At 70.1% G+C, this 22,098-nt stretch carries 23 protein-coding genes and 3 pseudogenes; 3 read left to right on the top strand and 23 right to left on the bottom strand.

The features are described from left to right. The first annotated feature begins 42 nt into the window (after positions 1-42). Positions 43-486, top strand: coding sequence for an RrF2 family transcriptional regulator (locus BTZ20_RS07170; RefSeq protein WP_077040885.1), 444 nt, complete (start codon positions 43-45; stop codon positions 484-486). Positions 487-495: 9 nt separating this feature from the next. On the opposite strand, the gene BTZ20_RS07165 is transcribed toward BTZ20_RS07170, so the two are convergent. From BTZ20_RS07165 to BTZ20_RS07130, 9 genes and pseudogenes are all read right to left on the bottom strand, one after another. Then, a complete protein-coding gene (locus BTZ20_RS07165) occupies positions 496-1,038 on the bottom strand; it encodes a potassium channel family protein (protein WP_077040884.1) in 543 nt (180 codons plus the stop codon). Then, positions 1,028-2,080: a tRNA (adenosine(37)-N6)-threonylcarbamoyltransferase complex transferase subunit TsaD gene (gene tsaD / locus BTZ20_RS07160; protein ID WP_077040883.1), complete on the bottom strand. Its 1,053-nt coding sequence runs from the start codon at positions 2,078-2,080 to the stop codon at positions 1,028-1,030. Before tsaD ends, BTZ20_RS07165 begins: the two co-directional genes overlap by 11 nt. Then, positions 2,077-2,559, bottom strand: coding sequence for a ribosomal protein S18-alanine N-acetyltransferase (rimI, locus tag BTZ20_RS07155; protein WP_077040882.1), 483 nt, complete (start codon positions 2,557-2,559; stop codon positions 2,077-2,079). The genes tsaD and rimI overlap by 4 nt, the downstream gene beginning before the upstream one ends. Further along, on the bottom strand, positions 2,556-3,200 hold the full coding sequence (gene tsaB / locus BTZ20_RS07150) for a tRNA (adenosine(37)-N6)-threonylcarbamoyltransferase complex dimerization subunit type 1 TsaB (RefSeq protein WP_077040881.1): 645 nt from the start codon (positions 3,198-3,200) through the stop codon (positions 2,556-2,558). Before tsaB ends, rimI begins: the two co-directional genes overlap by 4 nt. A gap of 15 nt (positions 3,201-3,215) precedes the next feature. Beyond that, entirely contained in the window at positions 3,216-3,698 is a 483-nt protein-coding gene (gene tsaE / locus BTZ20_RS07145) for a tRNA (adenosine(37)-N6)-threonylcarbamoyltransferase complex ATPase subunit type 1 TsaE (protein ID WP_083742570.1), read from the bottom strand. Next, a complete protein-coding gene (locus tag BTZ20_RS07140; RefSeq protein ID WP_083742569.1) occupies positions 3,691-4,620 on the bottom strand; it encodes an alpha/beta fold hydrolase in 930 nt (309 codons plus the stop codon). Before BTZ20_RS07140 ends, tsaE begins: the two co-directional genes overlap by 8 nt. Then, positions 4,620-4,766 (bottom strand): hypothetical protein, encoded by a 147-nt coding sequence (locus tag BTZ20_RS27155; protein WP_189636610.1) that lies wholly within the window; start codon positions 4,764-4,766, stop codon positions 4,620-4,622. Before BTZ20_RS27155 ends, BTZ20_RS07140 begins: the two co-directional genes overlap by 1 nt. Beyond that, on the bottom strand, positions 4,763-5,920 hold the full coding sequence (alr, locus tag BTZ20_RS07135) for an alanine racemase (protein WP_077043546.1): 1,158 nt from the start codon (positions 5,918-5,920) through the stop codon (positions 4,763-4,765). The genes BTZ20_RS27155 and alr overlap by 4 nt, the downstream gene beginning before the upstream one ends. A gap of 100 nt (positions 5,921-6,020) precedes the next feature. Then, positions 6,021-7,465 (bottom strand): annotated as a pseudogene (locus tag BTZ20_RS07130) (NAD(P)H-hydrate dehydratase). 47 nt (positions 7,466-7,512) lie between these two features. Between BTZ20_RS07130 and BTZ20_RS07125 the strand changes: the two are divergent. Continuing rightward, positions 7,513-7,857: a plastocyanin/azurin family copper-binding protein gene (locus tag BTZ20_RS07125; RefSeq protein WP_189636609.1), complete on the top strand. Its 345-nt coding sequence runs from the start codon at positions 7,513-7,515 to the stop codon at positions 7,855-7,857. Between the two features lie 15 nt (positions 7,858-7,872). Here BTZ20_RS07125 and glmS read toward each other — a convergent pair whose 3' ends face one another. The 3 genes from glmS to BTZ20_RS07110 all read right to left on the bottom strand — a co-directional run bounded on the left by glmS (position 7,873) and on the right by BTZ20_RS07110 (position 12,105). Then, positions 7,873-9,738, bottom strand: coding sequence for a glutamine--fructose-6-phosphate transaminase (isomerizing) (glmS, locus tag BTZ20_RS07120; RefSeq protein ID WP_077040878.1), 1,866 nt, complete (start codon positions 9,736-9,738; stop codon positions 7,873-7,875). A gap of 68 nt (positions 9,739-9,806) precedes the next feature. After that, complete coding sequence (locus BTZ20_RS07115) at positions 9,807-10,841, bottom strand: sialidase family protein (RefSeq protein WP_223263666.1); 1,035 nt, start codon at positions 10,839-10,841, stop codon at positions 9,807-9,809. A gap of 202 nt (positions 10,842-11,043) precedes the next feature. After that, positions 11,044-12,105, bottom strand: coding sequence for an alpha/beta fold hydrolase (locus BTZ20_RS07110; protein ID WP_077043545.1), 1,062 nt, complete (start codon positions 12,103-12,105; stop codon positions 11,044-11,046). A gap of 66 nt (positions 12,106-12,171) precedes the next feature. Here BTZ20_RS07110 and BTZ20_RS07105 point away from each other — a divergent pair, with 66 nt between their 5' ends. Next, a complete protein-coding gene (locus BTZ20_RS07105; protein ID WP_077040876.1) occupies positions 12,172-12,996 on the top strand; it encodes a chlorophyllase/cutinase-like alpha/beta fold protein in 825 nt (274 codons plus the stop codon). Here the strand turns inward: BTZ20_RS07105 and BTZ20_RS07100 are convergent. The 11 genes and pseudogenes from BTZ20_RS07100 to ddaH form a co-directional block, all read right to left on the bottom strand. Continuing rightward, the gene (locus BTZ20_RS07100; RefSeq protein ID WP_077040875.1) at positions 12,972-13,163 is read right to left on the bottom strand and encodes a hypothetical protein; all 192 of its coding nucleotides are present in this window, start codon (positions 13,161-13,163) and stop codon (positions 12,972-12,974) included. The two genes, BTZ20_RS07105 and BTZ20_RS07100, sit on opposite strands and share 25 nt — an antisense overlap. Next, positions 13,160-14,395, bottom strand: a complete 1,236-nt coding sequence (locus BTZ20_RS07095; RefSeq protein ID WP_077040874.1) for a hypothetical protein — start codon at positions 14,393-14,395, stop codon at positions 13,160-13,162. The genes BTZ20_RS07100 and BTZ20_RS07095 overlap by 4 nt, the downstream gene beginning before the upstream one ends. Then, positions 14,392-14,637, bottom strand: a complete 246-nt coding sequence (locus BTZ20_RS07090) for a hypothetical protein (RefSeq protein WP_077040873.1) — start codon at positions 14,635-14,637, stop codon at positions 14,392-14,394. The genes BTZ20_RS07095 and BTZ20_RS07090 overlap by 4 nt, the downstream gene beginning before the upstream one ends. 77 nt (positions 14,638-14,714) lie before the next feature. Then, positions 14,715-14,894 (bottom strand): hypothetical protein, encoded by a 180-nt coding sequence (locus BTZ20_RS27150; RefSeq protein ID WP_189636608.1) that lies wholly within the window; start codon positions 14,892-14,894, stop codon positions 14,715-14,717. Positions 14,895-14,914: 20 nt separating this feature from the next. After that, positions 14,915-16,747, bottom strand: coding sequence for an acyl-CoA dehydrogenase (locus BTZ20_RS07080; RefSeq protein ID WP_077040871.1), 1,833 nt, complete (start codon positions 16,745-16,747; stop codon positions 14,915-14,917). Positions 16,748-16,835: 88 nt separating this feature from the next. Then, positions 16,836-17,039: a PspC domain-containing protein gene (locus BTZ20_RS07075; RefSeq protein ID WP_077040870.1), complete on the bottom strand. Its 204-nt coding sequence runs from the start codon at positions 17,037-17,039 to the stop codon at positions 16,836-16,838. Between the two features lie 184 nt (positions 17,040-17,223). Then, positions 17,224-18,564: a phosphoglucosamine mutase gene (glmM, locus tag BTZ20_RS07070; RefSeq protein ID WP_077040869.1), complete on the bottom strand. Its 1,341-nt coding sequence runs from the start codon at positions 18,562-18,564 to the stop codon at positions 17,224-17,226. A gap of 118 nt (positions 18,565-18,682) precedes the next feature. Further along, positions 18,683-19,207, bottom strand: coding sequence for a 30S ribosomal protein S9 (rpsI, locus tag BTZ20_RS07065; RefSeq protein ID WP_077040868.1), 525 nt, complete (start codon positions 19,205-19,207; stop codon positions 18,683-18,685). Beyond that, a pseudogene (gene rplM, locus BTZ20_RS07060) lies at positions 19,204-19,646 on the bottom strand (50S ribosomal protein L13). Before rplM ends, rpsI begins: the two are co-directional and overlap by 4 nt. Positions 19,647-19,886: 240 nt before the next feature. Next, a complete protein-coding gene (gene rocD / locus BTZ20_RS07055; RefSeq protein WP_077040867.1) occupies positions 19,887-21,113 on the bottom strand; it encodes an ornithine--oxo-acid transaminase in 1,227 nt (408 codons plus the stop codon). After that, positions 21,110-21,978, bottom strand: a pseudogene (gene ddaH, locus BTZ20_RS07050) (dimethylargininase). Before ddaH ends, rocD begins: the two are co-directional and overlap by 4 nt. Positions 21,979-22,098: the final 120 nt, after the last annotated feature.

Raw genomic sequence — 22,098 nt, 5'->3', positions numbered from 1 at the left:
GGTTATGTTGCATCTCAGATGCAAGTATCATACGGTCGGAACGTGCAGCTGACGCGTTTCACCGACCTTGGGCTGCGCGTGGTGATGCGCCTGGCCGCCTCCCCTGGAGGCGGTGGCCTGACGACAAGTCAGGTGGCGGATCAGATGTCGATTCCGTACACGCACACGGCCAAGGTCGTTGTCCGGCTACGCGAACTCGGCATGGTCGAAGCCCGCCGCGGTCGGGGCGGCGGGCTCACGATCACCGAGGCGGGCAGGCACACCTCGGTGGGCACGCTCGCCCGCGCCCTCGAGGGCGACGAGGAGGTCGTGAACTGCGAGGGCGACCATCCGTGCCCGCTGCGCAACGGCTGCCGTCTCCGTAGCGCACTGCGCCGCGCCCAGATCGCGTTCTACGACTCGCTCGACGGGGTCACGATCGACGACCTACTCCGGGCGCCGACCGGGCTGACCCTGCTGGAGTTGTCCGCCCCCGTCAGGGCCTGACGCGCGAGCTCACGTCGCGGCGCCCTTGCGACGCTGTCCCAACCGCACCGCGGCTGTGATGACACGGACTCCGACCGCGATCAGGAACAGGTTCCCCACGATCTGCGCCGAGACGATGGCCCTGGAGACCTCGGTGGTCGCGGTGATGTCCCCGAACCCGACCGTCGAGAAGCACACCAGCGTGAAGTACAGCGAATCCACCTTCGTCAGCGGCTCGTTGAAGTTCTCCGGTCCCGACAGGGACATCAGGTGGTACAGCGTCGCGAACGCGAGCAGGTATCCGGGAAGCATCAGCCCGAGGCCTTCGATCGCCTGCAGTCCCGGATGCTCCGCGCGCACGATCTTCCGGATCTGCCAGGCGAAGAGCGCACCGACGAAGACCAGCCCAAGCACCAGCCCGCCGATCGCGGAGGCAGATTCCAGGTTCTCCATCGGGATGACGAAGTACACGAACACCAACGCGGCCGCACTCAGGAGTGGGCGGTACGCGGCGCGCCGGATCAGGCTGCGCCGCTGCTCCTTCGGCAGGTTCTCGAACGTCTCATCGGCCATCGCTCGCCGTCCGTGACTGGCTGACGGTCACCGAGAGGCCCGGATCCGTGGCGACCGTCAGCGGAGAAGGCGTGGCGCCCCCGGCGATGACGTGTGCTCCCAACGCGGCGATCATCACCCCATTGTCGGTGCACAAACGCGGCTTGGGGATGCGAAGGGTCAAACCGGCCGCGGCGCAACGCTCCTCGGCGAGCGAACGGATTCGTGAATTCGCGGTCGCGCCGCCGCCGAGCACCAGAGTGTCGACGCCGACGTCGGTGGCCGCCCGGACCGCCTTCATGGTGAGCACGTCGGCCACCGCCTCCTGGAAGGACGCCGCGATATCGGGGATCGGGAGCTCCTCCCCCGCCCGCTCCTTCGACTCCACGAAGCGCGCGACCGCCGTCTTGAGCCCGGAGAACGAGAAGTCGTAACGGGCGTCGCGCGGTCCGGTCATGCCGCGAGGAAATGCGATGGCTTGCGGATCCCCCTCCTGCGCGGCCGCATCCAGTGCCGGGCCGCCTGGGAATCCGAGTCCGAGCAGACGGGCCACCTTGTCGAACGCCTCGCCCGCGGCGTCGTCCACCGTGGTGCCGAGTTCGACGATCGGCCGCGCCAGGTCCTCGACATGCAGCAGGTGGGTGTGCCCGCCCGAGACCAGCAGCGCAACGCACGGCGGCATCGGGCCGTGCTCGAGGGTGTCCACCGCGACGTGCCCGCCCAGGTGGTTCAGCGCATAGAACGGCACATCCCATGCCGCGGCGTACGCCTTCGCGGCGGCCGCGCCGACCAGCAGCGCCCCAGCCAGGCCCGGTCCGATGGTCACCGCGAGCGCGTCCGGCCTCGCGATCCCCGCCTGTGCGAGGGCCCGCCGCATGGTCGGGACGATCGCCTCGAGGTGCGCACGCGAGGCCACCTCGGGCACCACGCCTCCGTAGCGAGCGTGTTGATCGACGCTCGAGGCCACCTCGTCGGCCAGGAGCTCACAGGTGCCGTCCTCGTGCCATCGGACGATGCCGACGCCCGTTTCGTCGCACGAGCTCTCGATCCCCATCACGATCATGACAGCTGCCCCTCGACCCGGGCGGCGGGCCTGCGCATGGTGTACGCGTCGGCGCCGCTGGGCTGGTAGTAGTTCCTTCGGGTCCCGACGATCTCGAAACCCGTTCCCCGGTAGAGGGCGATGGCCGGCTCGTTGTCCGTGCGGACCTCGAGAAACACCGGGCCGCCGTGTTCATCGGCCTCCCGCAGCAGCGCGTCGAGCAGTTGCGCACCGAGGCCCCGTCGCTGGTGAGCGGGATCGACCCCGATGGTGTGCACCTCGGACTCGGCGTCGGCCCCGCGGCCCAGCAACGCGATCCCCGCGTAGCCGAGCATCGCGTCGGACTCGTCACGGGCGACGAAGTAGCGGTTGTGCGGCCCGGTCAGCTCCGAACGAAAAGCCTCCGCGCTCCACGGGCTGTCGCCGGGGAACAGCACCGTCTCCAGCTCCTCGCAGCGGGTTGCGTCGGCCGCGGTCATCCCGACGATCCGCGCGGTCATTTCTTCCGGTCCGCGATCGCGACCGCATCGGGGCGACGCAGGTACAGCGGCACCAACGGCGCGGGCTCCGCGCCGGAACGCAGCGCTGCCGCGGCCACCGCGACCAGACCCGCAGGCGACGGCGTCTCGACCGGCTCGACGGGCAGGTCGAACAGGTCGACGTGACCGGCCGATCCCGCGATCGCCTGGGAAGGAGTCGGCTCCAGGTCGGCCGGCTTGTTCACCTCCGGGCCCTGCACGCGGGCACCGCCGCTGTAGCGCGCCCAGTACACCTCGCGGCGGCGGGCGTCGGTGACCACCAGCAGATCCCGTCCCAGCGCTGCCTCGATCGCGATCGCGTCCAGGCTGCAGACACCGTGCACGGGAATCCCGAGGGCATCACCGAACGCGGCTGCCGTGGCCATGCCTACCCGCAGGCCGGTGAAGGGGCCGGGGCCACACCCGACCACGACGGCGTCGAGGTCCGCCGGGGCGATGCCTGCCTCCGCGAGGCATTCGAGGATGTGCGGGGTCAGCACCTCCGCGTGGGCCCGCGCGTTGACCGTGATCCTGGTCGCCAGGGTTCGTGGGGTGTCGCCCTCAAGGCGCACCACCCCGGCTGTTACGGCAGGCGTGGCGGTATCGACCGCGAGTACGAGCACGGTTACCGAGGATACCTAGGAGACCCAGGCCCATTGCGCCGTGCGCACGTCCGACTCCGGTTCGCGCCGCAACCGCACCAGCAGATGCCGCTCGGCCAGGTGCTCGACGACGCCCTCGCCCCACTCGACCACCACGACGGCACCCGCGAGGTCCGTGTCCAGGTCAAGGGCGTCCAGTTCGTCGAAGGTCTGTCCCGGATCGGCGCCGATGCCGAGCCGGTACGCGTCGACGTGCACCATCGCCACCGGCTCACCGCCACCGGGACGCTCGCCGCCCGCGCGATGCTCGCGGGCGATGATGAACGTCGGCGAGCTGACCCGGCCCTGCACGCCGAGCCCGGCCGCGATTCCCCGCGAGAGCGCGGTCTTGCCGGCACCGAGCGGGCCGTCGAGCACCACCAGGTCGCCCGCGTTCAGCTCCAGGGCGAGGCGCCTGCCGAACGCCTCGGTGTCCTCGGCCGTCGGCAGGTGGATCGTGCGCGGATCGTGGTCAGCCACCGACAACCGTCCGTTCGGAATCGCCCTGCTCGGCGATGGAGCGGCCGACAAGTCGGTCGATCGCGTCCGTCACCCGGATCGGGAACTCGAGCTGCACCAGGTGCCCGCCGCCGACCACGCGCACCAGCTCGGACTCCGGCAGCTCGGCCGCCATGGCCTCGGACTGGGAGAAGGGCAGGATCATGTCTGCGTCGCCGCAGAGCACCAGCGAGGGCAGCTCGGCGATGACCGGCAGGGCGGCCGATTCATCGTGCAGCTCAAGGGACTTGAGGAAGTTCACGATCGTGGTCACCGACGTCTGGTTGAGCATCCACTCGGAGAACCGCATCAGCGACGGGCTGACATCGGTGCCGTACGAGGCGGAGCGCAGGATCGGGGAGATCAGCATGCGAGCGGCGCCGCGCCCGAACTGGACCAGGCCCGGCGAGGTGCGGACCGCGAGCCGGAACGCGTCGATCACGGGGTTCTGCAGGTTCCTGCTCAGCCCGGTCTTGTTCAGGCCCTCGGCCGCGGTGGAGATGAGACCGACCCCGATCACCTTGGTGCCGAACAACTCCGGCACCTGCCTCGCCAGCGCCAGGATCGTCATACCGCCCATCGAGTGTCCGACGAGCACCACGGGGCCCCTGGGCGCGACGGCCTGGAGGATCACATCGAGATCCCGACCCAGCTGACCGATGGTGCAGCTCGCGGGCGCAGGGACCGCGGACCGGCCGTGCCCGCGCTGATCGAAGAAGACCATCCGAACGGCCTTGCCCCAACGCTTCTCGAGCTGGCGCCGCTGAAAATGCCAGGACTCCATGCGCAGGCAGTAGCCGTGCACGAACACCACCGTGACGGGGGCGTCGGCGGGACCGACCTCCCGGACCGCGAGCGCCGTGCCGTCCTCGGCCGCGACGATGCTGCCACGGTCGGCGCTCATCAACCGGAAGTCCTCCTTGGCGTACCGATCTCGCCTGCCACCGCGGCGGGCGACCGGACGGTGCCCGACGGTGACCCCGCGAGCGCGCCGAGCGCGGCGGCGCTGACCGCACCGCCGACGAGGCCCGCCTTCCCGAACGGATTCATCGCAGGCCCTCCCTGCCGGTGAAGCCCCGGACGATTCGCCCCCGAACCCCGGTCACCACTTCGTAGTGGATGGTGTCGAGTGCGTCGGCCCAGTCCTGGGCCACCGGTTCGCCGTCGTCGCCGCTGCCGAACAGCACCGCCACATCGCCCTCCGCGATCCCCGCGGGATCCGGTCCGAGGTCCACCACCACCTGGTCCATGCACACCCGGCCGATCTGCGGGTGGCGCCGACCACCGATCTGCACCTCGAAGCGGCCTCCGAGGGCGCGCGGGATGCCGTCGGCGTAGCCGACCGGCAGCAGGGCGACATTGGTATCGCGGGGCGCGATCCAGGTGTGCCCGTAGGACACGCCCTCGCCCGCGGCGATCTTCTTCACCAGCGCCACCCGCGCCTGCAGTGTCATGGCGGGCCGCAGTCCGAATCCGCCGAGTTCCGGCACCGGTGAGAGGCCGTAGATCGCGATTCCGGGACGGACCATGTCGAAACGCAGGTCCGGCCGGGTCAGCACGGCGGCCGAGTTCGCCAGGTGCACCAGCTCCGGACGCAGTCCCACCCGCTTGGCCTCGGCGACGGCGTGCTTCAGGCGGGCGGCCTGGATGTCGATCACCGGGTGGTGCGGCTGGTCGGCATGCGCCAGGTGGGAGAACATCCCGCGCAGCCGCACCGCACCCTCGGCCTCCGCCCTGGCCAGATCGTGGAGGGTGTCCTCGAGTTCGAACGGCGAGACACCGTTGCGCCCCAGTCCGGTGTCGACCTTGAGGGAGACGGTCGCCGTTGACCCGAGCGCACGGGCCGCCGCGACCACCGATCGCAGGTGCCGGGGCGAGGAGACGCTCAGTTCGATGCCTGCGGCGATCGCGGCGGTGAAGTCGGTGTCCGGAGTGTGCAGCCAGGACAGGATCGGTGCGTCGATGCCCTCGGCCCGCAGTTCCAGGGCCTCGCCGACCGTGGTGACCCCCAGCTCGGCGGCCCCCGACGCGAGCGCCGTGCGCGCCACCGCCGCCGCACCGTGGTTGTAGGCGTCGGCCTTGACCACGGCCATCACCGCGGCGTCGCCCGCGTGTTCACACAGCAGGCGGACGTTGTGGGCGATCGCATCGAGATCGATCAGCGCTTCCGCTTGCGGCGCGGACGGGCCAACCGCGGAAGTCATGCGCAGATCGTCCCATACGGACAAGTCGGAGGTCACGATCCACGATCCTGCCATTGACCGCCGAAAGGCCAAATGATTTCCATCACTAACGAGGTCACATTTAGGGCACCGCTTGGGCACGAAGCACCCTCACCGCGGCCCTGACCTGGGACAACAGTGCATCGGCCGAGATGGGTGCGGCCATGACCGAGCCCTGCCCCGCGGCCAGGTTGGCGGCAAGCGAGTGTGCACGGGCACCCATCGCCGCGGCGGTCAGCGGTGCAAGACCGGTCGACATGAGGGCCCCGACGACGCCGGACAACACGTCCCCTGCGCCTGCGGTCGCGGCTGCGGAGCCACCGGCCTCGTTGAGCAGGACCGATCCGTCCGGATCGGCGACGACCGTGCACCGCCCTTGAGCAGCACGCTGGTCCCCCACTCGGCCGCGAGACCGCGGGTCGCCGCCACCCGGTCGGCCGCGGGATCGCGCCCGGTGAGCCGGGCGAACTCCCCGGCATGCGGGGTCAGCAACGTCGGCGCCGACCGGCCCGCGACGAGCCCGGGGTCCGCGGCCACCAGCGTGAGTGCGTCGGCGTCCACCAGCACCGGCAGGTCGGTCCCGAGGACCGCGCGCAGCACCGTCAGCGCCTCCTCGTCGACGCCCATCCCCGGGCCGACCACCCAGGCCTGCACCCGGCCGGCGGCGTCGAACCCGTCCACCGCGACAACCTCCGGCCAGCGCGAGAGAACCTGCGGTGCAGCGGTTCCCGCGTACCGAACCATGCCGGATGTGGCGGTGACCGCGGCTCCCGCGCACAGCACGCCCGCGCCGGGATAGCGCGCGCTGCCCGCGATCACCCCGACCACGCCCTGGCTGTACTTGTCGTCCGCAGGCCCCGGCATCGGCCAGCGGGCGCCGATCTCGGCCGCGGTCGGTGTCCGGACCGATGCGTCTGGGAGATCGAGGCCGATGTCGACGAGTTCCACCCGGCCGCAGTGCGCGGCCGCGAGGGCGTGCACCGGCTTGAGCGCCCCGAATGCGACCGTGACCGAGGCCGTCACGGCGGGCCCCGCCGCGACCCCGGTGTCGGGATCGACCCCGCTGGGCAGGTCAACCGCGACGATCGGCACGCCGACCCTGGCCACCAGCACGGCGGCGGGCGGCCGCAACGGTCCCCGGCCCGAGATCCCCACGATGCCGTCGACCACCAGGTCGGGCTCGCCCAGATCGGCGTCGGCGCCCACCTCGACCCGCCCGCCGACGGCCCGCAACGCCGCCAGCCCCGCCGCATGGGCCCTGTCCGGGTCGAGCAGGACCGCCCACACCGCGACCCCGCGCCTGCGCAACATCGCTCCCGCCCACAGCGCGTCCCCGCCGTTGTCGCCGGAGCCGACGAGCAGGGTCACCCGCCTGCCCGCGACACCTCCAGTGCGCGAACGTAGTTCGGACGCCACCACGGCGGTCAGTCCGTACGCGGCGCGGCGCATCAGGGCGCCGTCGGGGAGCGCGGCGAGCAGCGGGGCCTCCGCGGCCCGCACCTGGTCGACCGTGAAGTAGTCGCGCATCGAATCACCGTATCGCCATGGCCGTCGTTCGGGGCTACCCTTTATCCATGCGCGCACTCGGCGCCACCATCGCAACGGGACTTCTGGTCGCGTCGGTTCTCGCGGGAACAGCTGGTCCGGCGCAGGCGCGAACCAAGGTCGTCGAGATCAACAACATGGCGTTCTGGCCGTCCACCGCCCGGATACTCATGGGTGACACCGTCACCTGGGAGTTCACCGACGAAGGCGTGGAGCACAACGTCACCGCGACCGCGCGAGCAACCTCGCAGGACAACTTCGCCAGCGAGACGATGTCCGAGGGCGATTTCAGCCACACGTTCATGAGGCAGGGCACCTACCCCTACGTCTGCACCCTGCACCCGCAGATGGGCGGCACCGTCATCGTGCGATGACGGCGCCACGCGCATCTATTCGACGGTGACCGACTTCGCCAGGTTGCGCGGCTTGTCCACGTCGTAGCCGCGGGTCTGCGCGACCTCGGCCGCGAACACCTGCAGCGGGACCGTGGACAGCAGCGGCTGCAGCAGGCTCGGCGCCGCCGGGATCTCGATGAGGTGATCGGCGTGCGCGCGCACCGCCTCGTCACCCTCCTCCGCGATCACGATGGTCCGCGCGCCGCGCGCCTTGATCTCCTGGATGTTGGAAACCAGCTTCGAGTGCAGGACGGCGCGGCCCTTCGGCGACGGCATCACGACGATGACCGGAAGACCCTCCTCGATCAGCGCGATCGGCCCGTGCTTGAGCTCGCCCGCGGCGAATCCCTCGGCGTGGATGTACGCGAGCTCCTTGAGCTTGAGCGCGCCCTCGAGCGCCACCGGATACCCGACGTGACGTCCGAGGAACAGCACGGTCGGCGAGTGCGCCAGTTCCCGCGCCAGCGCCCTGACCGGTTCGACCGTCTGCAGGACGCGCGCGACCAGCTCCGGCATGGCCTCGAGGTCGCGATACTCCCTGGCCACCTCGTCCGGGTACTTGGTGCCGCGCGCCTGCGCCAGCGCCAGCCCCACCAGATAGTTCGCGGTCACCTGGGCCAGGAACGCCTTGGTGGACGCGACACCGATCTCCGGTCCGGCCCGGGTGTAGAGGACGGCGTCGGCCTCGCGCGGGATCTGGGACCCGTTGGTGTTGCACACCGCGAGCACGCGCGCCTTCTGGTCCTTCGCGTGCCGCACCGCCTCGAGGGTGTCAGCGGTCTCACCGGACTGCGAGATCGCGACGACGAGCGTCGAGCGGTCGAGAACCGGGTCGCGGTAACGGAATTCGCTCGCCAGTTCCACCTCGACCGGCAGCCGCGTCCAGTGCTCGATCGCGTACTTGGCGAGCAGGCCGGAGTGGTAAGCGCTGCCGCAGGCGACGACGAACACCTTGTCCACGTCGCGGAGCTCCTGATCGGAGAGCCGCTGCTCGTCGAGCACGATACGACCGGCATCGAAGTGCCCGAGCAGGGTGTCGGCCACCGCGGCCGGCTGCTCCTCGATCTCCTTGAGCATGAAGTAGTCGTGGCCGCCCTTCTCGGCGGCGGCGAGGTCCCAGTCGATCCGGAACGGACGCGTGGGGACGTCCTCGTTCCCGTCGAAGTCGGTCACCGTGTAGCCGTCGGCGGTGATGACGACGACCTGGTCCTGACCGAGCTCGACCGCATCGCGGGTGTGCTCGATGAAGGCCGCGACGTCGGATCCGAGGAAGGTCTCGCCCTCGCCGACGCCGATCACCAGCGGGGTGGACCGGCGGGCCGCGACGATGGTGTCGGGGTGGTCGGCGTGCGTGAACACCAGGGTGAAGGCGCCCTCGAGGCGGCGGATCACCGTCCTGGCGCTCTCCACGAAGTCTCCGGCGGTGTCACCGGAGGCGTATGCCCGCGAGACCAGGTGCACCGCCACCTCGGTGTCGGTGTCGGATGCGAACTCGACGCCGTCGTTCTCGAGCTCGGCACGCAGCGGCGCGAAGTTCTCGATGATGCCGTTGTGCACGACCGCGACCTTGCCGCCGGCATCCCGGTGCGGGTGCGCGTTGCGGTCGGTGGGCCTGCCGTGCGTCGCCCAGCGGGTGTGGCCCATGCCGGTGGTGCCGACGAAGCGCTCGGTGCCGGTCTCCGCGAGCTCGGCCTCGAGGTTGGCCAGCCGGCCCGCCTTACGCTCGATCGCGACGCCGCCGGCACCGTCGAGGACCGCGATGCCCGCCGAGTCGTAGCCGCGATACTCCATCCGGCGCAGCGCCTCCACCACGACGTCCAGCGCCTGGCGGTGGCCGACGTATCCCACGATTCCGCACATGGGTCACCAGGGTACTGGGCTGCCGAACCCCTGCCGACCGGGAGGGCGTGGGTGCTGGGTGACCTGGGTCACGGTGCGACCGGCCCGGTGCCGAACAACGCCGTGCACACCCCGTTGTGCAGTTCGACGGCGACCTGCAGAACCCTGGACCCGCCCGCGACCGGCAGCAACGGAGAGCTGTAGTTCGCACAGGTCTTGTTCTTCGCGCTCGGCGCCGCCACCGGCGCCGGGATCTCGAACCAGTTGCCCGCCCCGAAGTTGTCGTTGGCGAGCAGGACCCTGCCGTTCTTCGCCGACGGCTTGCCGTCCTTGCCTACGTAGGTCTGGCCGCCGAGCACCAGTCGGGTGCCGTTCGGGCCACCCGGCACGGACTGCAGGTAGGGCGAGTGCTGGAAATAACTGCCGTCGGCGGTGGTCACCCGGACCCCCGGGTCGGTCGTCGCGCCCCAGTTGACGCCGTCGTGCGAGACCTTGACGTACGGGCTGCAGTACTCGGCGCCGAAGTTGCACATCTCGTAGGTCGAGGCGAACCGCCCGTCGGACAGCCGGGTCACCACGGCCATGCCGGGACGCACGCGCTGCGGATCACGCGCGAGGATCACCTGCTTGTCGACCCAGTCCAGGCCGTTGACGGAGGAGACCCTGCTCAGCACCTGCGAGTGCCGGGGCATCTCGGTCTCGTCGGCGTAGTACAGCCACAGGGTGCCCGCCGCATCGACGACGAACTCGGGCTCCCAGACGCCCTCGTGGTTCGGGGATCGGGCCGCGACGCCGAGCGGCACCCAGTCCCGGCCGCCGTTCCAGCTCGCCCACACCTTGATGGCGATCCGCCGATCGCGGCCCGCCTCGTACCCGACCGTGCCCGCCCACAGCAACGTTCCCGGCGGCAGCAGCCCTGCCTGCTGCGGCACCTCGTAGAGGGTGCTGCAGCACAGCCCCGAGTTGGCCTCGGGGTCACGGACCGCGCCGATCGGATGGAAGCTGGCGCCGTCGTCGGTGCTCTCGAGGATCGGCGAGAAGTAACCCTGCGCATCGCGGCTGGTCATCGACGCCAGGATCGTTCCCGACTGCTTGAGCCGGACCAGGCGCGGATACTCCCCCACCCCGAGCACCGAGGGACCCGGTTGCGCTACGGCGGGGGTGGGACCGGCGACCAGGAGAAACAGGAACGAGAGTGCGAGACAATATGCTGCTCTGCGCAAGGTGCACCGTCCGGATAGTCGGGAAGTCCCGCGAATTCAAACAGACCGGAACCCCCGATCGTGATGCTTTCGCGACATTCCGATTCCGGTGCGCAACCGGTAGTTATTGTGCTGTGATATCCGGCTCGGACCTGGCCAGGAAGTCGGCGAGTGCGGGCCACATCGTCTCGCGGGCCGCGCGGCCGGTGAGCACGCCGAGGTGCCCGCCAGGGAAAGCGCCGAAGTCGACCGATGGCGCCCCGGTGAGCAGTTCGGTGAGGTGATGGACCGCCTTCACGGGCGCGAGCCCGTCGCCAGCGCCCGCGATGACCATGGTCGGTACGTCGATGTCGCTCAGACTCACCCGCCTGCCACCGATCTCCATGTGGCCGGTCGCGAACTCGTTCGACCGCATCACCACGTGATAGAGCTGGCCGAATGTGCGACCCGGGTACGCGTACATGCTGTTCATGAAGCGGTCCACCGCCTCGAGCTGTTCGAGGTGGTCCCTGTCGTCGAGGTTCGCGAGAACGGTGAACGGCCTGGTGAGGTACTTGTCGACGCTCGCCGCCTTGAAGCCGAGGCTGGTCAGCGGGGCCGGGATGTTCCCGAGCGCCCTGTAGAGAGGCGCGACCGTATAGGGACCGAACAGCCGGTCGAGCGGACGCAGGGTCGCGAACAACGGAACCTGCCGCAGGTCGAAGGGGCTGGCGATCGGGGTCAGTGAGGCCAGCGGCAGCTCCGGATGCGCCGCGGCCGCATAGACGGCGAAGATCCCACCCAGCGACCAGCCGGCGAGATGCACCGATGCGCCGCCCGCGTCGTCACTGACCACCTGCACCGCATCCGGGATCACATCGTCCACCCAGTGCTCGAAGCCGCGGGTCCGGTCCTGGAAGTTCACCGGGCCGTAGTCAACGACATATACGTCACGACCGGTTTCCATCAGGTACTCGACGACGCTGCAGCCGCGGCGCAGGTCGAAGGCGACGGAGGTGGCCGCCAGCGGCGTCACCAACAGCAGGGGCGCGCCCGTCGCCGCACGGTCGGCGGAGCGGAACCGACGGATCGTGCGCTCGGCGTTCGAGTCCACGACCTCCGACGGTGTCGGCCGCAGGTCCGCCAGCCCGTTCGACCCGAGCCGAGCGCACACGTTCTCGAACGCGCGCGGCAGATCGCGCGGCACCGGTACCGGAATGCCAAACACTTGTCGCTTCTCCCTCGTGGTTCTCCATCGGATACGGTCATCCTCGTGGCGCCGACTCCTAAGACCCTGGCCTCTCAGCTATCTAAGCGCGGTCCGCACAAGGTGCTGCGCGGCGACCTCTCCCTCGCGGGTCAGCCCGGCGTGGTGTACACACCGGCGGAAGGCTTCTCGCTGCCCGCGGTCGCGTTCGCACACGGCTGGATGACCGGCGTCGACCGGTACGCCCAGACCCTCACCCACCTCGCGTCCTGGGGCCTGGTCGTGGCCGCACCCGCCACCCAGCGCACGCCGGTCCCCTCACACCTTGGCCTCGCCGCGGATCTGCGGACCGCGGTCGACATCTGTGCGGGCGTCCGCCTCGGCCCCGGGAAGATCAGCGTCGACGCGACCCGGGTCGCCTACGCCGGCCACGGCATGGGGGCGAGCGCGGCGGTGATCGCGGCCGCCCAGCACGGCCCCGCCGCGGCCGTCGCCGCACTGTTCCCGGCACCGACCTCGCCGTCGGCCGAGAAATCTGCCGCCGCACTCGCCGGTCCCGGGCTGATCATCGCGGGCGACGAGGACATCGATTCGCTGAACTGCAATGCCCGCTCGATCGCCGAGGCCTGGGGCGGTCAAGCGATCCTGCGGACGGTCGACGGCGGCTCCGCCAGCGGCCTCCCCGAGGGCCGCAGGCTGCTCGGCGCGCTCGGGCTCGGCGGATCCGAGCGCAGGACGCAGAAGACGACCCGCGCGCTGCTGACCGGATACCTGCTCTACCACCTGCTCGGCGAGACCCAGTACGAACAGTTCGCGCTGCCCGGCGCCCACCTCCCCGGCTCCCTGGCCGTCGAGCTGGCCGCCGATCAGACGAGCCAGCTCACCGGGTAGCCGTCGGCCGGATCCGTCTCCGCGGCCGGTGAGCCCACTGCCGCGGAACACAATTGACGCGAACGCGCCTCGGCTGCGAGGTTCGCGTCCGCGATGCCGCCCCGGATCCGCTCGAGCGCGGCGGAATGCTCGGCGAGCACCGACTCCGCCGTGAGCCGGTTCCTCACAGCGGACCGGCCTCGGCCAGTTCGGCCCCCGATTCCGGCACCGGGCCTGCCGGGTGCTCGTCGATGGTCGACGCGGGGGCCTTCGACCTGCCGTCGCGGGCCTCACGCGGGGTGGGTGCGGGCGGCAATGCGGGCGCCGGGGCCTCCGACACCGGGGATTCGGGCACCGGGTGATCCTCCTGGTCCGCGGCGAGATCGGGGGACGCATGCGGTTCCTGCGGGTCCGTGAGCGGCGCGGATTCGTGTGCCCGCGAACCGCATTCGCACAGGTACGGCTCACCGTCGGCGCCGATCTCGACACGGAAGGTCCTCGGCTCGCCATCGTCCCGCACCAGCTGCAGGGTCTGGCCCTCGGCGGTCTCGACGACGACCATCGTCACCGTCGGTTCGGCGGCCGTCACCAGCGCAACGGGCGACTGCGCGGGAGCCGCAGGGGTGAATCCGGCGACGGGATCGGCCACCCGGTCGACCGCACCGAATCCGTCCGGATCGGAAACGGCGAGTTCCATTGCGTCCGAGACCAACCGGTGCGCGCCGTCGATCGCCCTCGCCGTCGCGTCGCACAGCTCGAGGACGCCCGCGAGCTGCGCCTGCACGTGCGGCACGAACACCTCACTCAGCCACGTCGAGGCAAGGTCGACGGCGACGTCGAGAAGCCGGTCGCCGACCAGCGCCCCGGATCGCATCACGGACGGGATCATCGGGGTCAGCTCGGAGAACAGACCCGCTGCCTGCCGCAACAGACCCCACGCGTGGTCGCCGGGCTCGAGCCGCGCGAGCGCGATCATCAGGTCGACCTCCGCCGGGGTGCGCCCGCCGATCTGCGTCGCGTCGAGTTCGCCCATCACGGTGGCGTTCGCGGCGACCACCGTCGCGATGACATCGGAGGCCGCAAGCAGGGCGGCGTGCACGCCTGCCATGGCCTCGGTGCTGGCGCGGGCGCGATCGAGGTCGGCGTGGAGCGACGCCAGCGCCGCGTCGGCAGCGGCGCCCTCCCACCCGGCCGCGAGGCCGAGGATCAGCTGATGCTGGGCGTCGCATTGCGCGCGCATCGTGTCGACCGCGGCCCCGACGACGTCCGCGTCCGCGCGCAGCGCCGCGAGATCGCTCACGGTGAGTCCGAAATACCGCTCGCTGAGCTGGTGATAGTCGATCGACGGCTCGGTCACGGACCCCAGCCGCGGCAGGAACCGGGCGAAGTACGCCAGCTCGTCCGACGCGGCCGGATTCATCGGTCCGCCCCGCCGACGGTGCAGGCGTTCTCTCGTTCCTGCCACGCATACGCTGCGGTCGTCCGTTCCAGCCGGTGCGCGTTCGACCTCGTCGCCTCCGCCCAGGCCAGCACGGGACCGGCGAGCCGTTCGTCACGGCTCCGCAGCGCCGCCACCGCCGCGTCCAGCGCTGCCGCGGAGGTGAGGAACCCCGCCGTGACGGTTCGCAGCGCCGCCGCGTCCAGTTCGAAGCGTTCCCCCACCACGACTCCCCCGCCGAATACACCTGTCAGGAGTACAGACGCAGCCGAGGCCCGTTCGGTTCCCTCCGGCGGCAGGCTCACAACTCGAGCGTCGCGGTACCCGCCGGGCTGCTCATGCGGGCACAAAGATAGCGAGCCGTCGCGCCACCCACCAGATCGTGCAACGGCGCGTATACGACGTCGGAGGACGACTGCTCGGGGTGGGCGAAGCGCGCGGCCTTGGTCGGCGCCGTGACGGTGATCAGCCGATCGGGCATCACGCCTCCTGCCGATGGCTCTAGAACGCCTCTTCCTCCAGCTCCATGATCTCGTTGTCGATCGTCTCGAGGATCACCTTCGTCGCGGCCAGGTGCGGCAGCACGTTCTTGGCGAAGAACGACGCGACCGCGACCTTGCCGCGATAGAACGACCGGTCCTTGGCCGGTGCGTCGCCGTCGAGGGCGGCCAGCGCCACCTCGGCCTGCGCCAGCAGACGCCACGCGATGAGCAGGTCTCCCACGGCGTACAGGAAGCGCACCGAGCCGAGTCCGACCTTGTACAACTCGGACGGCTGCTGCTGGGAGGCCATCAGGTAGCCGGTCAGGATCCCCGCCATCTCCTGCACGTCGGTCAGCGCGGTCTCGAGCAACGCCCGTTCGGTCTTGAGGCGGCCGTTGCCCGCGGCGCTGTCGATGAACTGGCGCACCTGGCCCGCCACGTGGGCGAGCGCGACCCCGCGGTCGCGGGCGATCTTCCGGAAGAAGAAGTCCTGTGCCTGGATCGCCGTTGTGCCCTCGTAGAGGGTGTCGATCTTGGCATCGCGGATGTACTGCTCGATCGGATAGTCCTGCAGGTAGCCGGAACCACCGAGGGTCTGCAGGCTCTCGGTGAGCAGCTCGTAGGCCCTCTCGGAGCCGACGCCCTTGACGATCGGCAGCAGCAGATCGTTCACCCGCTCGGCGAGCTCGGCGTCGGCACCGGACACCAACTCGGCCACATCGGCGTTCTGATGCGCCGCGGTGTAGAGATACACGGCGCGCAGGCCCTCCGCGTACGCCTTCTGCATGGCAAGGCTGCGGCGGACGTCGGGATGGTGGGTGATGGTCACCCGGGGTGCGGACTTGTCCGTCATCTCGGTGAGGTCCGCGCCCTGCACGCGCTCCTTGGCGTAGGCCAGGGCGTTCAGGTATCCGGTGGACAGCGTCCCTGCTGCCTTGGTGCCCACCATCATTCGAGCGTTCTCGATCACCTGGAACATCTGGGCGATGCCATCGTGTACGTCGCCGACGAGCCAGCCGACGGCCGGTACGGTGGCTCCGAAGGTCAGCTCGCACGTGGGTGAGGACTTGATGCCCATCTTGTGCTCGACACCGGTGACGTACACGCCGTTGCGTTCGCCGAGTTCGAGGGTGTCCGGATCGAAATGGACCTTCGGGACGTAGAACAGGCTCAGCCCCTTGGTTCCCGGGCCCGCACCCTCGGGACGGGCCAGCACCAGGTGGAACAGGTTCTCGGCGGTGTCACCGACGTCGCCGCCGGAGATGAACCGTTTGACGCCCTCGATGTGCCAGGTGCCGTCGGCCTGCTGGATCGCCTTCGTGCGGCCCGCACCGACGTCGGATCCGGCGTCCGGTTCGGTCAGCACCATGGTGCCGGCCCACCCACGCTCGAATCCGGCCTTGGCCCAATGCTTCTGCCGTTCGGTCCCGACGGTGTAGAGCACGCTGGCCATCAACGGTCCCATGTTGAAGAAGCTCGCCGACCCGTTCGCGGCGACCAGCATCTCGCCGATCGCCCAGACCAGCGGGGCCGGAGCGGGCACACCGCCCATGCCCTCGGGCAGGCCGAGTCGCGACCACCCCGCCTCGTTCACCGCCTCGACCGTCTTGCGCAGTGGAACGGGGACGACGATCGCGTGATTCTGGGCGTCGAACTCGACGGGATGGCGATCCGCGTCGGCGAAGGACGCGGCGACCGGGCCCTCTGCCAGCCTCGCGACCTCCGCGAGGATGTTGCGCACGGTGTCGGCGTCGAGGTCACCGTAGGCACCACCGTCGAGCAGTTTTCCGATCCCGAGCACCTCGAACAGGTTGAACTCAATATCGCGCACGTTGCTCTTGTAGTGACCCATCTCGCCGAACCCTCCCTAGTCGTCGATTCGCAAAGAAGCCTGCCCGACAAGAGATTCAGTACGCAACCGTAGGTAGCGGGACCCCCGCTCAGAACTCGCTCTTCGGGATGAAGATCCACATCGCCAGGTAGATGAGGAACTGCGGGCCCGGCAGCAGGCAGGAGGCGACGAAGAGTGCTCGCACCAGCCACGGCTTCCAGCCGAGATACTGGGCGAGGCCGGCGCAGACGCCGCCGAAGATGTTCCCGGTACGGGCACGGGTCAGGCGACGGCTGGTGGTCTGGGTGGTCATGGTGCTCCCTTTCGTCGGACGGTGCAGCGGCTCGCTGCGTTGTCCTCCACTATTCGGGAGTCGATGTCCTCACCGCATCGCGCTGAGGGTTGATTTCGGCCTCGGGGTATCCCCTTGGAGGATGAGTCGAAACCCCAGTCCGGTTCGGGGTTCACCCCTAGTACGTGACCGCGGAGGCTGCGCCCTAGACCGAGGCGACGCGGTCCGCGAGCCCGTCGGCCAGCTTCTGCGCGATCTCGATCTCGGTGGCCTCGACCATCACCCGCACCAGTTGTTCGGTACCGGACGGGCGGAGCAGCACGCGACCGGCCTCGCCGAGCAACGCCTCGGCCTCGGCAACCGCCTCGAGCACTGCGGGCGCGCAAGCGACCGCGGCCTTGTCGGTGACCTGGACGTTGACCAGCACCTGCGGCAGCGTGCGCATCACCGCCGCCAGCTCACGCAGCGACTTGCCGGTCTGCGCCATCCGGCCCATCAGCCGGAGCCCGGTGAGGACGCCGTCGCCGGTGGTCCCGAAGCCGGGCAGCACCACGTGTCCCGACTGCTCGCCGCCGAGGCTGAACGAACCGCTGCGCAGCTCCTCGAGGACGTACCGGTCGCCGACCGCCGTCGTGCGGACCTCGATACCCGCCTCACGCATCGCGATGTGCAGGCCGAGGTTGCTCATCACCGTCGCGACAAGGGTGTTCTGGGCCAGTTCGCCGGACTCGCGCATCGCGAGGGCGAGCACGCTCATGATCGCGTCGCCGTCGACCACTGCGCCGGTGGCGTCGACGGCCAGGCACCTGTCCGCGTCCCCGTCGTGCGCGATGCCCAGGTCAGCGCCGTGTGCGAGCACCGCGGCCTGGAGCTCTTCGAGGTGCGTGGAACCGCAGCCGTCGTTGATGTTCAGGCCGTCGGGATCGGCGTGGATCGCGATGACCCGCGCGCCTGCCGCCCGGTAGGCCTCCGGTCCAACCGCCGAGGCGGCGCCGTTCGCGCAGTCCACCACCACGGTCAATCCGTCGACACGGTGGGTGGTGGCGCGAGCGAGGTTCTCGAGGTACCGCTCGGCCGCGTCGGTCGCGGTGCGGACGCGACCGATCCCGGCGCCGGTGGGCCGCGGGATCAGGTCGCGGTCGGCGATGGCGGCCTCGATGCGGTCTTCCGACTCGTCGTCGAGCTTGTGCCCGCCCGCCGCGAAGATCTTGATGCCGTTGTCCGGCATGGGGTTGTGCGAGGCGGAGATCATCACGCCGAGCGCGGCGTCGTAGGCGCCGGTGAGGAAGGCGACGGCAGGCGTGGGCAGCACGCCGACGTTGATGACGTCGACGCCCGCCGCGGTGAGCCCGGCGGTGACGGCCGCCTCGAGCATCTCACCGCTCGCGCGGGGGTCTCGTCCGAGGACGGCGGTCGGTCGGGGCGCGCCCCGCTCGGAGAGCGCCAGCACCGAGGCTGCCGCCCCCGCGATCCGCAGCGCCAACTCGGCGTCGAGCTCCGCGTTCGCCAAGCCACGCACGCCGTCCGTACCGAACATCCGACCCATGTAAACAGACCCCTCTGTCTTTGCTACGACAAGAGCAGGCGTCCGGTACTGCTGGACGCCTGCTCTTGTTGGTGAACAGGTGCCGATACCGACCCTGGGGGCCGGCATCGGCGACACATCAGCGCTTCGAGTACTGAGATGCCTTACGGGCCTTCTTCAGGCCGTACTTCTTGCGCTCGACGGCGCGGGCGTCACGGGTGAGGAAGCCGGCGCTCTTGAGGGCGGGGCGATCCTCGGGGGTGACCTCGATCAGGGCGCGGGCGATGGCCAGACGCAGGGCGCCTGCCTGTCCGGACGGTCCGCCGCCGTGCAGGAGGGCAACGATGTCGAAGGACTCGGTGCGCTCCACGGTGACGAGCGGGGCCTTGATGAGCTGCTGGTGCACCTTGTTGGGGAAGTAATCCTCCATGGTGCGGCCGTTGAGCTTGAACTCGCCGGTGCCGGGGATCATGCGGACGCGGACGACCGCCTCCTTACGACGGCCGACGGTCTGGATCGGGCGGTCGATGTAGATCGGGGCTGCGGGGGCGACTGCCGCCTCGGCCTCGAACTCCTCGACGATCTCGGGCTGATCCGCGGAGTCGAACTCCTCCACCACGGTCTCCTCGACAACGACCTCAGCGGTCTCGTTCTGCTCGGTCACTGGGCCACCTGCTTGATCTCGAACGGAACCGGCTGCTGCGCGGCGTGGGGGTGATTCGGGCCTGCGTAGACCTTCAGCTTGCCGGCGATGGCGCTGCCGAGCTTGTTCTTCGGGAGCATGCCGACGACGGCCTTCTCCACGAGGCGGTCGGGGTCCGCTCGAGGACCTCGCCGACGGTGCGGGACCGCAGGCCACCCGGGTAACCGGAGTGGTTGTAGAGGAGCTTGCCGTCGCGCTTGTTGCCGCTGATCGCGACCTTGTCGGCGTTGATGATGACGACGAAGTCGCCGCCGTCAACGTGCGGTGCAAAGGTGGGCTTGTGCTTGCCGCGGAGCAGGTTCGCTGCCTGCACGGCAAGTCGGCCGAGCACCACGTCAGTGGCGTCGATGACGTGCCACGTGCGGGTCACATCTCCGGCCTTCGGGGTGTACGTAGACACAGAACTTCCTCGTCATATCGTGTAGCTGCTGGCCACAGCGTGTGGTCCGGATGATCTCGGCGGCCAGTGGAGACCCGAGAACCCGCACTACAACGGGCACGTGAGTGCCGCGCCGTACCGCACGCCGACGTAGAACCATACCGCGCAGGTCAGGGCCTGGTCAAAGTCGGTCTCGACGGCGGGACCGCGGCGGGGAACGCACACCGGTGACGGTGTGACGCCGCCCACCGACCCGGTGGCTCACCGCTCGCCGAGCGCGTCCGCCAGCTGCTCGACCGCCCAGGTGATCTCGTCGCGCTCGATGACGAGCGGCGGCGCCATCCGGATGGTGCCCTCGTGCGCGTCCTTCGCGAGTACCCGGCGGGCGAGCAAGCGCTCGCAGACGACCCGCGCGCCCGGCTGACCAGCCGCCAGCTGCACGCCTGCCCACAACCCGCGCCCGCGCACCTCCGAGACCTGTTCCTGAGGCAGCTGCCCGAGCAGATCGTGCAGATGGGCGCCCAGTTCGCGGCTGCGCTGCTGGAACTCCCCCGTCTCCAGCAGCCGGACCACCTCGCTGCCGACCGCGCAGGCGAGCGGGTTCCCGCCGAAGGTGCTGCCGTGCTGACCGGGGCGGATCACCTCCATCACCGACCGGTCCGCCACCACGGCGGATACCGGGATCAGCCCACCGCCGAGCGCCTTCCCGAGGATGTAGACGTCGGGAACGACGTTTTCGTGATCGCAGGCGAAGGTGTCACCTGTCCGGCCGAGCCCACTCTGGATCTCGTCCGCGAGCATGAGGATCGAGTGCTCGTCGCACAGCGCCCGGACGGCGGCGAGGTAGCCGTCGGGCGGGACCAGCACCCCTGCCTCACCCTGGATCGGCTCGATCAGGACGGCAACGGTGTTCGGGGTGACCGCGGCGGCGAGCGCGTCGAGGTCGCCGTAGTCGACGGTGCGGAAGCCGGGTGCGTACGGGCCGAAGCCGTCGTGCGCATCGGGGTCGGTGGAGAACCCGACGATGGTGATGGTCCGGCCGTGGAAGTTCCCGGCGAAGGTGATGATCTCGGCGCGGTCGGGGGCGACACCCTTGACGTCGTACCCCCAGCGCCGGGCGAGTTTCAGCGCGGTCTCGACGGCCTCGGCCCCTGTGTTCATCGGGAGCACCGCATCCTTGCCGCACAGCCGGCTCAGGTCCTCGCAGAACCCGGCGAACGCCTCGTGTTGGAACGCTCGGCTGGTGAGCGCGAGCGTGCCGAGCTGGGCACGGGCAACCTCGACCAGTCGTGGGTGCCCGTGCCCGAAGTTGAGCGCCGAGTACCCGGCCAACATGTCGAGGTACTCGACGCCGTCGATGCCGTGCGCCCAGGCACCGCGCGCCGAGTCGATGACCACCGGCAGCGGGTCGTAGTTGTGCGCGCTGTGCGCCTGGGCCCGTGCGAGTTCCGCGAGCGTGCCCGCGGTCACCGGCACCCGCGCGTTCATCGGCCCGCCCGCAGCTCGCGATAGCCGCGGAGTTCGAGGGTGCAGCATTTGATCCCACCGCCGGACTTGAGGAACTCCGAGAAGTCCACCGGGACCGGGGTGTATCCGCGCTCGGCGAGCCGGTCGGCCAGCCGCTGCGCCTGACTGGGCAGCACCACGTTGCGTCCGTCGCTGACCAGGTTGAGGCCGAGCCACCGGGTGTCGGCCTCCTCGGCGATGATCGCGTCGGGGAACAGGTCCAGGAGGACCGCGAGGCTCTCGGGGGCGAAGGCCTGCGGCAGGTAGGCGACGGTGTGATCGTCGAGCACGCCGAGCGCCGTGTTGAGGTGGTAGTACCGGGGATCGATCAGTCGCAGGGTGACCACCCGGCGGCCCAGGTGCCGGGCGACCTCGGCGTGCGCGCGCTCGTCGGTGCGGAACCCCGTTCCCGCGCAGACGATGTCGCCGACCACCAGCAGGTCGCCCTCGCCCTCGTTGATGTACCGGGGCCGGGTGGGCCGGAGCAATCCGTTGGCGAGGAACCAGCGCAGGACGTGGTCGGCCTCCGCGGCCCGCTGTTCGGTTCGGTACCGCGCACCGAGCGCGACGCCGTCGATGACGAGGCCGCTGTCGGTGACGAAGACCATGTCCGGGAGCCCCGGCACGGGATCGATCGTCAGGACCTCGTGTCCGAGCCGCCGATAGGTCTCGACCAGGTGCTCCCACTGCGACATCGCCAACGCGGTGTCGACGGGATCCTCGGGTCGCATCCATTCATTGATGCTGTAGACCACGTCGAAGTAGGTCGGGGGCACATCAGGTAGCTTCGCGGCCGCGCGCGGCGGGCGTCCGTCCGGCCGGAATCGGCCCCTGCGGTCTGCGTCATCCCCTGCCCCTTTCGGCGAAGGTGCTACGAGTATCCGCGCCCGGCGAACCCGAATCAATGACCTGGCCCCGAACACGAGAATTCCCCGGTGGCTCTCCTCCACCGGGGAATCCTCATGGC

It is taken from the genome of Rhodococcus sp. MTM3W5.2, from assembly GCF_001984015.1.
Lineage (GTDB): Bacteria > Actinomycetota > Actinomycetes > Mycobacteriales > Mycobacteriaceae > Rhodococcus_G > Rhodococcus_G oryzae.
Note: the sequence above shows the minus strand (reverse complement) of the source record. Positions and strands in the feature narration are given on the sequence as shown.

Excerpts from the sequence above, each read along its gene's own strand:
- rimI (WP_077040882.1), bottom strand. The coding sequence starts at position 2,559 with ATGACCGCGCGGATCGTCGGGATGACCGCGGCCGACGCAACCCGCTGC.
- BTZ20_RS27155 (WP_189636610.1), bottom strand. The coding sequence starts at position 4,766 with ATGAATCCGTTCGGGAAGGCGGGCCTCGTCGGCGGTGCGGTCAGCGCC.
- glmM (WP_077040869.1), bottom strand. The coding sequence starts at position 18,564 with ATGGGTCGGATGTTCGGTACGGACGGCGTGCGTGGCTTGGCGAACGCG.
- BTZ20_RS07095 (WP_077040874.1), bottom strand. The coding sequence starts at position 14,395 with ATGAATCCGGCCGCGTCGGACGAGCTGGCGTACTTCGCCCGGTTCCTG.
- glmS (WP_077040878.1), bottom strand. The coding sequence starts at position 9,738 with ATGTGCGGAATCGTGGGATACGTCGGCCACCGCCAGGCGCTGGACGTC.
- tsaD (WP_077040883.1), bottom strand. The coding sequence starts at position 2,080 with ATGATCGTGATGGGGATCGAGAGCTCGTGCGACGAAACGGGCGTCGGC.
- BTZ20_RS07140 (WP_083742569.1), bottom strand. The coding sequence starts at position 4,620 with ATGAGCGCCGACCGTGGCAGCATCGTCGCGGCCGAGGACGGCACGGCG.
- rocD (WP_077040867.1), bottom strand. The coding sequence starts at position 21,113 with ATGAACGCGCGGGTGCCGGTGACCGCGGGCACGCTCGCGGAACTCGCA.
- BTZ20_RS27150 (WP_189636608.1), bottom strand. The coding sequence starts at position 14,894 with ATGCCCGATCGGCTGATCACCGTCACGGCGCCGACCAAGGCCGCGCGC.
- BTZ20_RS07125 (WP_189636609.1), top strand. The coding sequence starts at position 7,513 with ATGCGCGCACTCGGCGCCACCATCGCAACGGGACTTCTGGTCGCGTCG.
- BTZ20_RS07080 (WP_077040871.1), bottom strand. The coding sequence starts at position 16,747 with ATGGGTCACTACAAGAGCAACGTGCGCGATATTGAGTTCAACCTGTTC.
- BTZ20_RS07075 (WP_077040870.1), bottom strand. The coding sequence starts at position 17,039 with ATGACCACCCAGACCACCAGCCGTCGCCTGACCCGTGCCCGTACCGGG.
- alr (WP_077043546.1), bottom strand. The coding sequence starts at position 5,920 with ATGACTTCCGCGGTTGGCCCGTCCGCGCCGCAAGCGGAAGCGCTGATC.
- BTZ20_RS07165 (WP_077040884.1), bottom strand. The coding sequence starts at position 1,038 with ATGGCCGATGAGACGTTCGAGAACCTGCCGAAGGAGCAGCGGCGCAGC.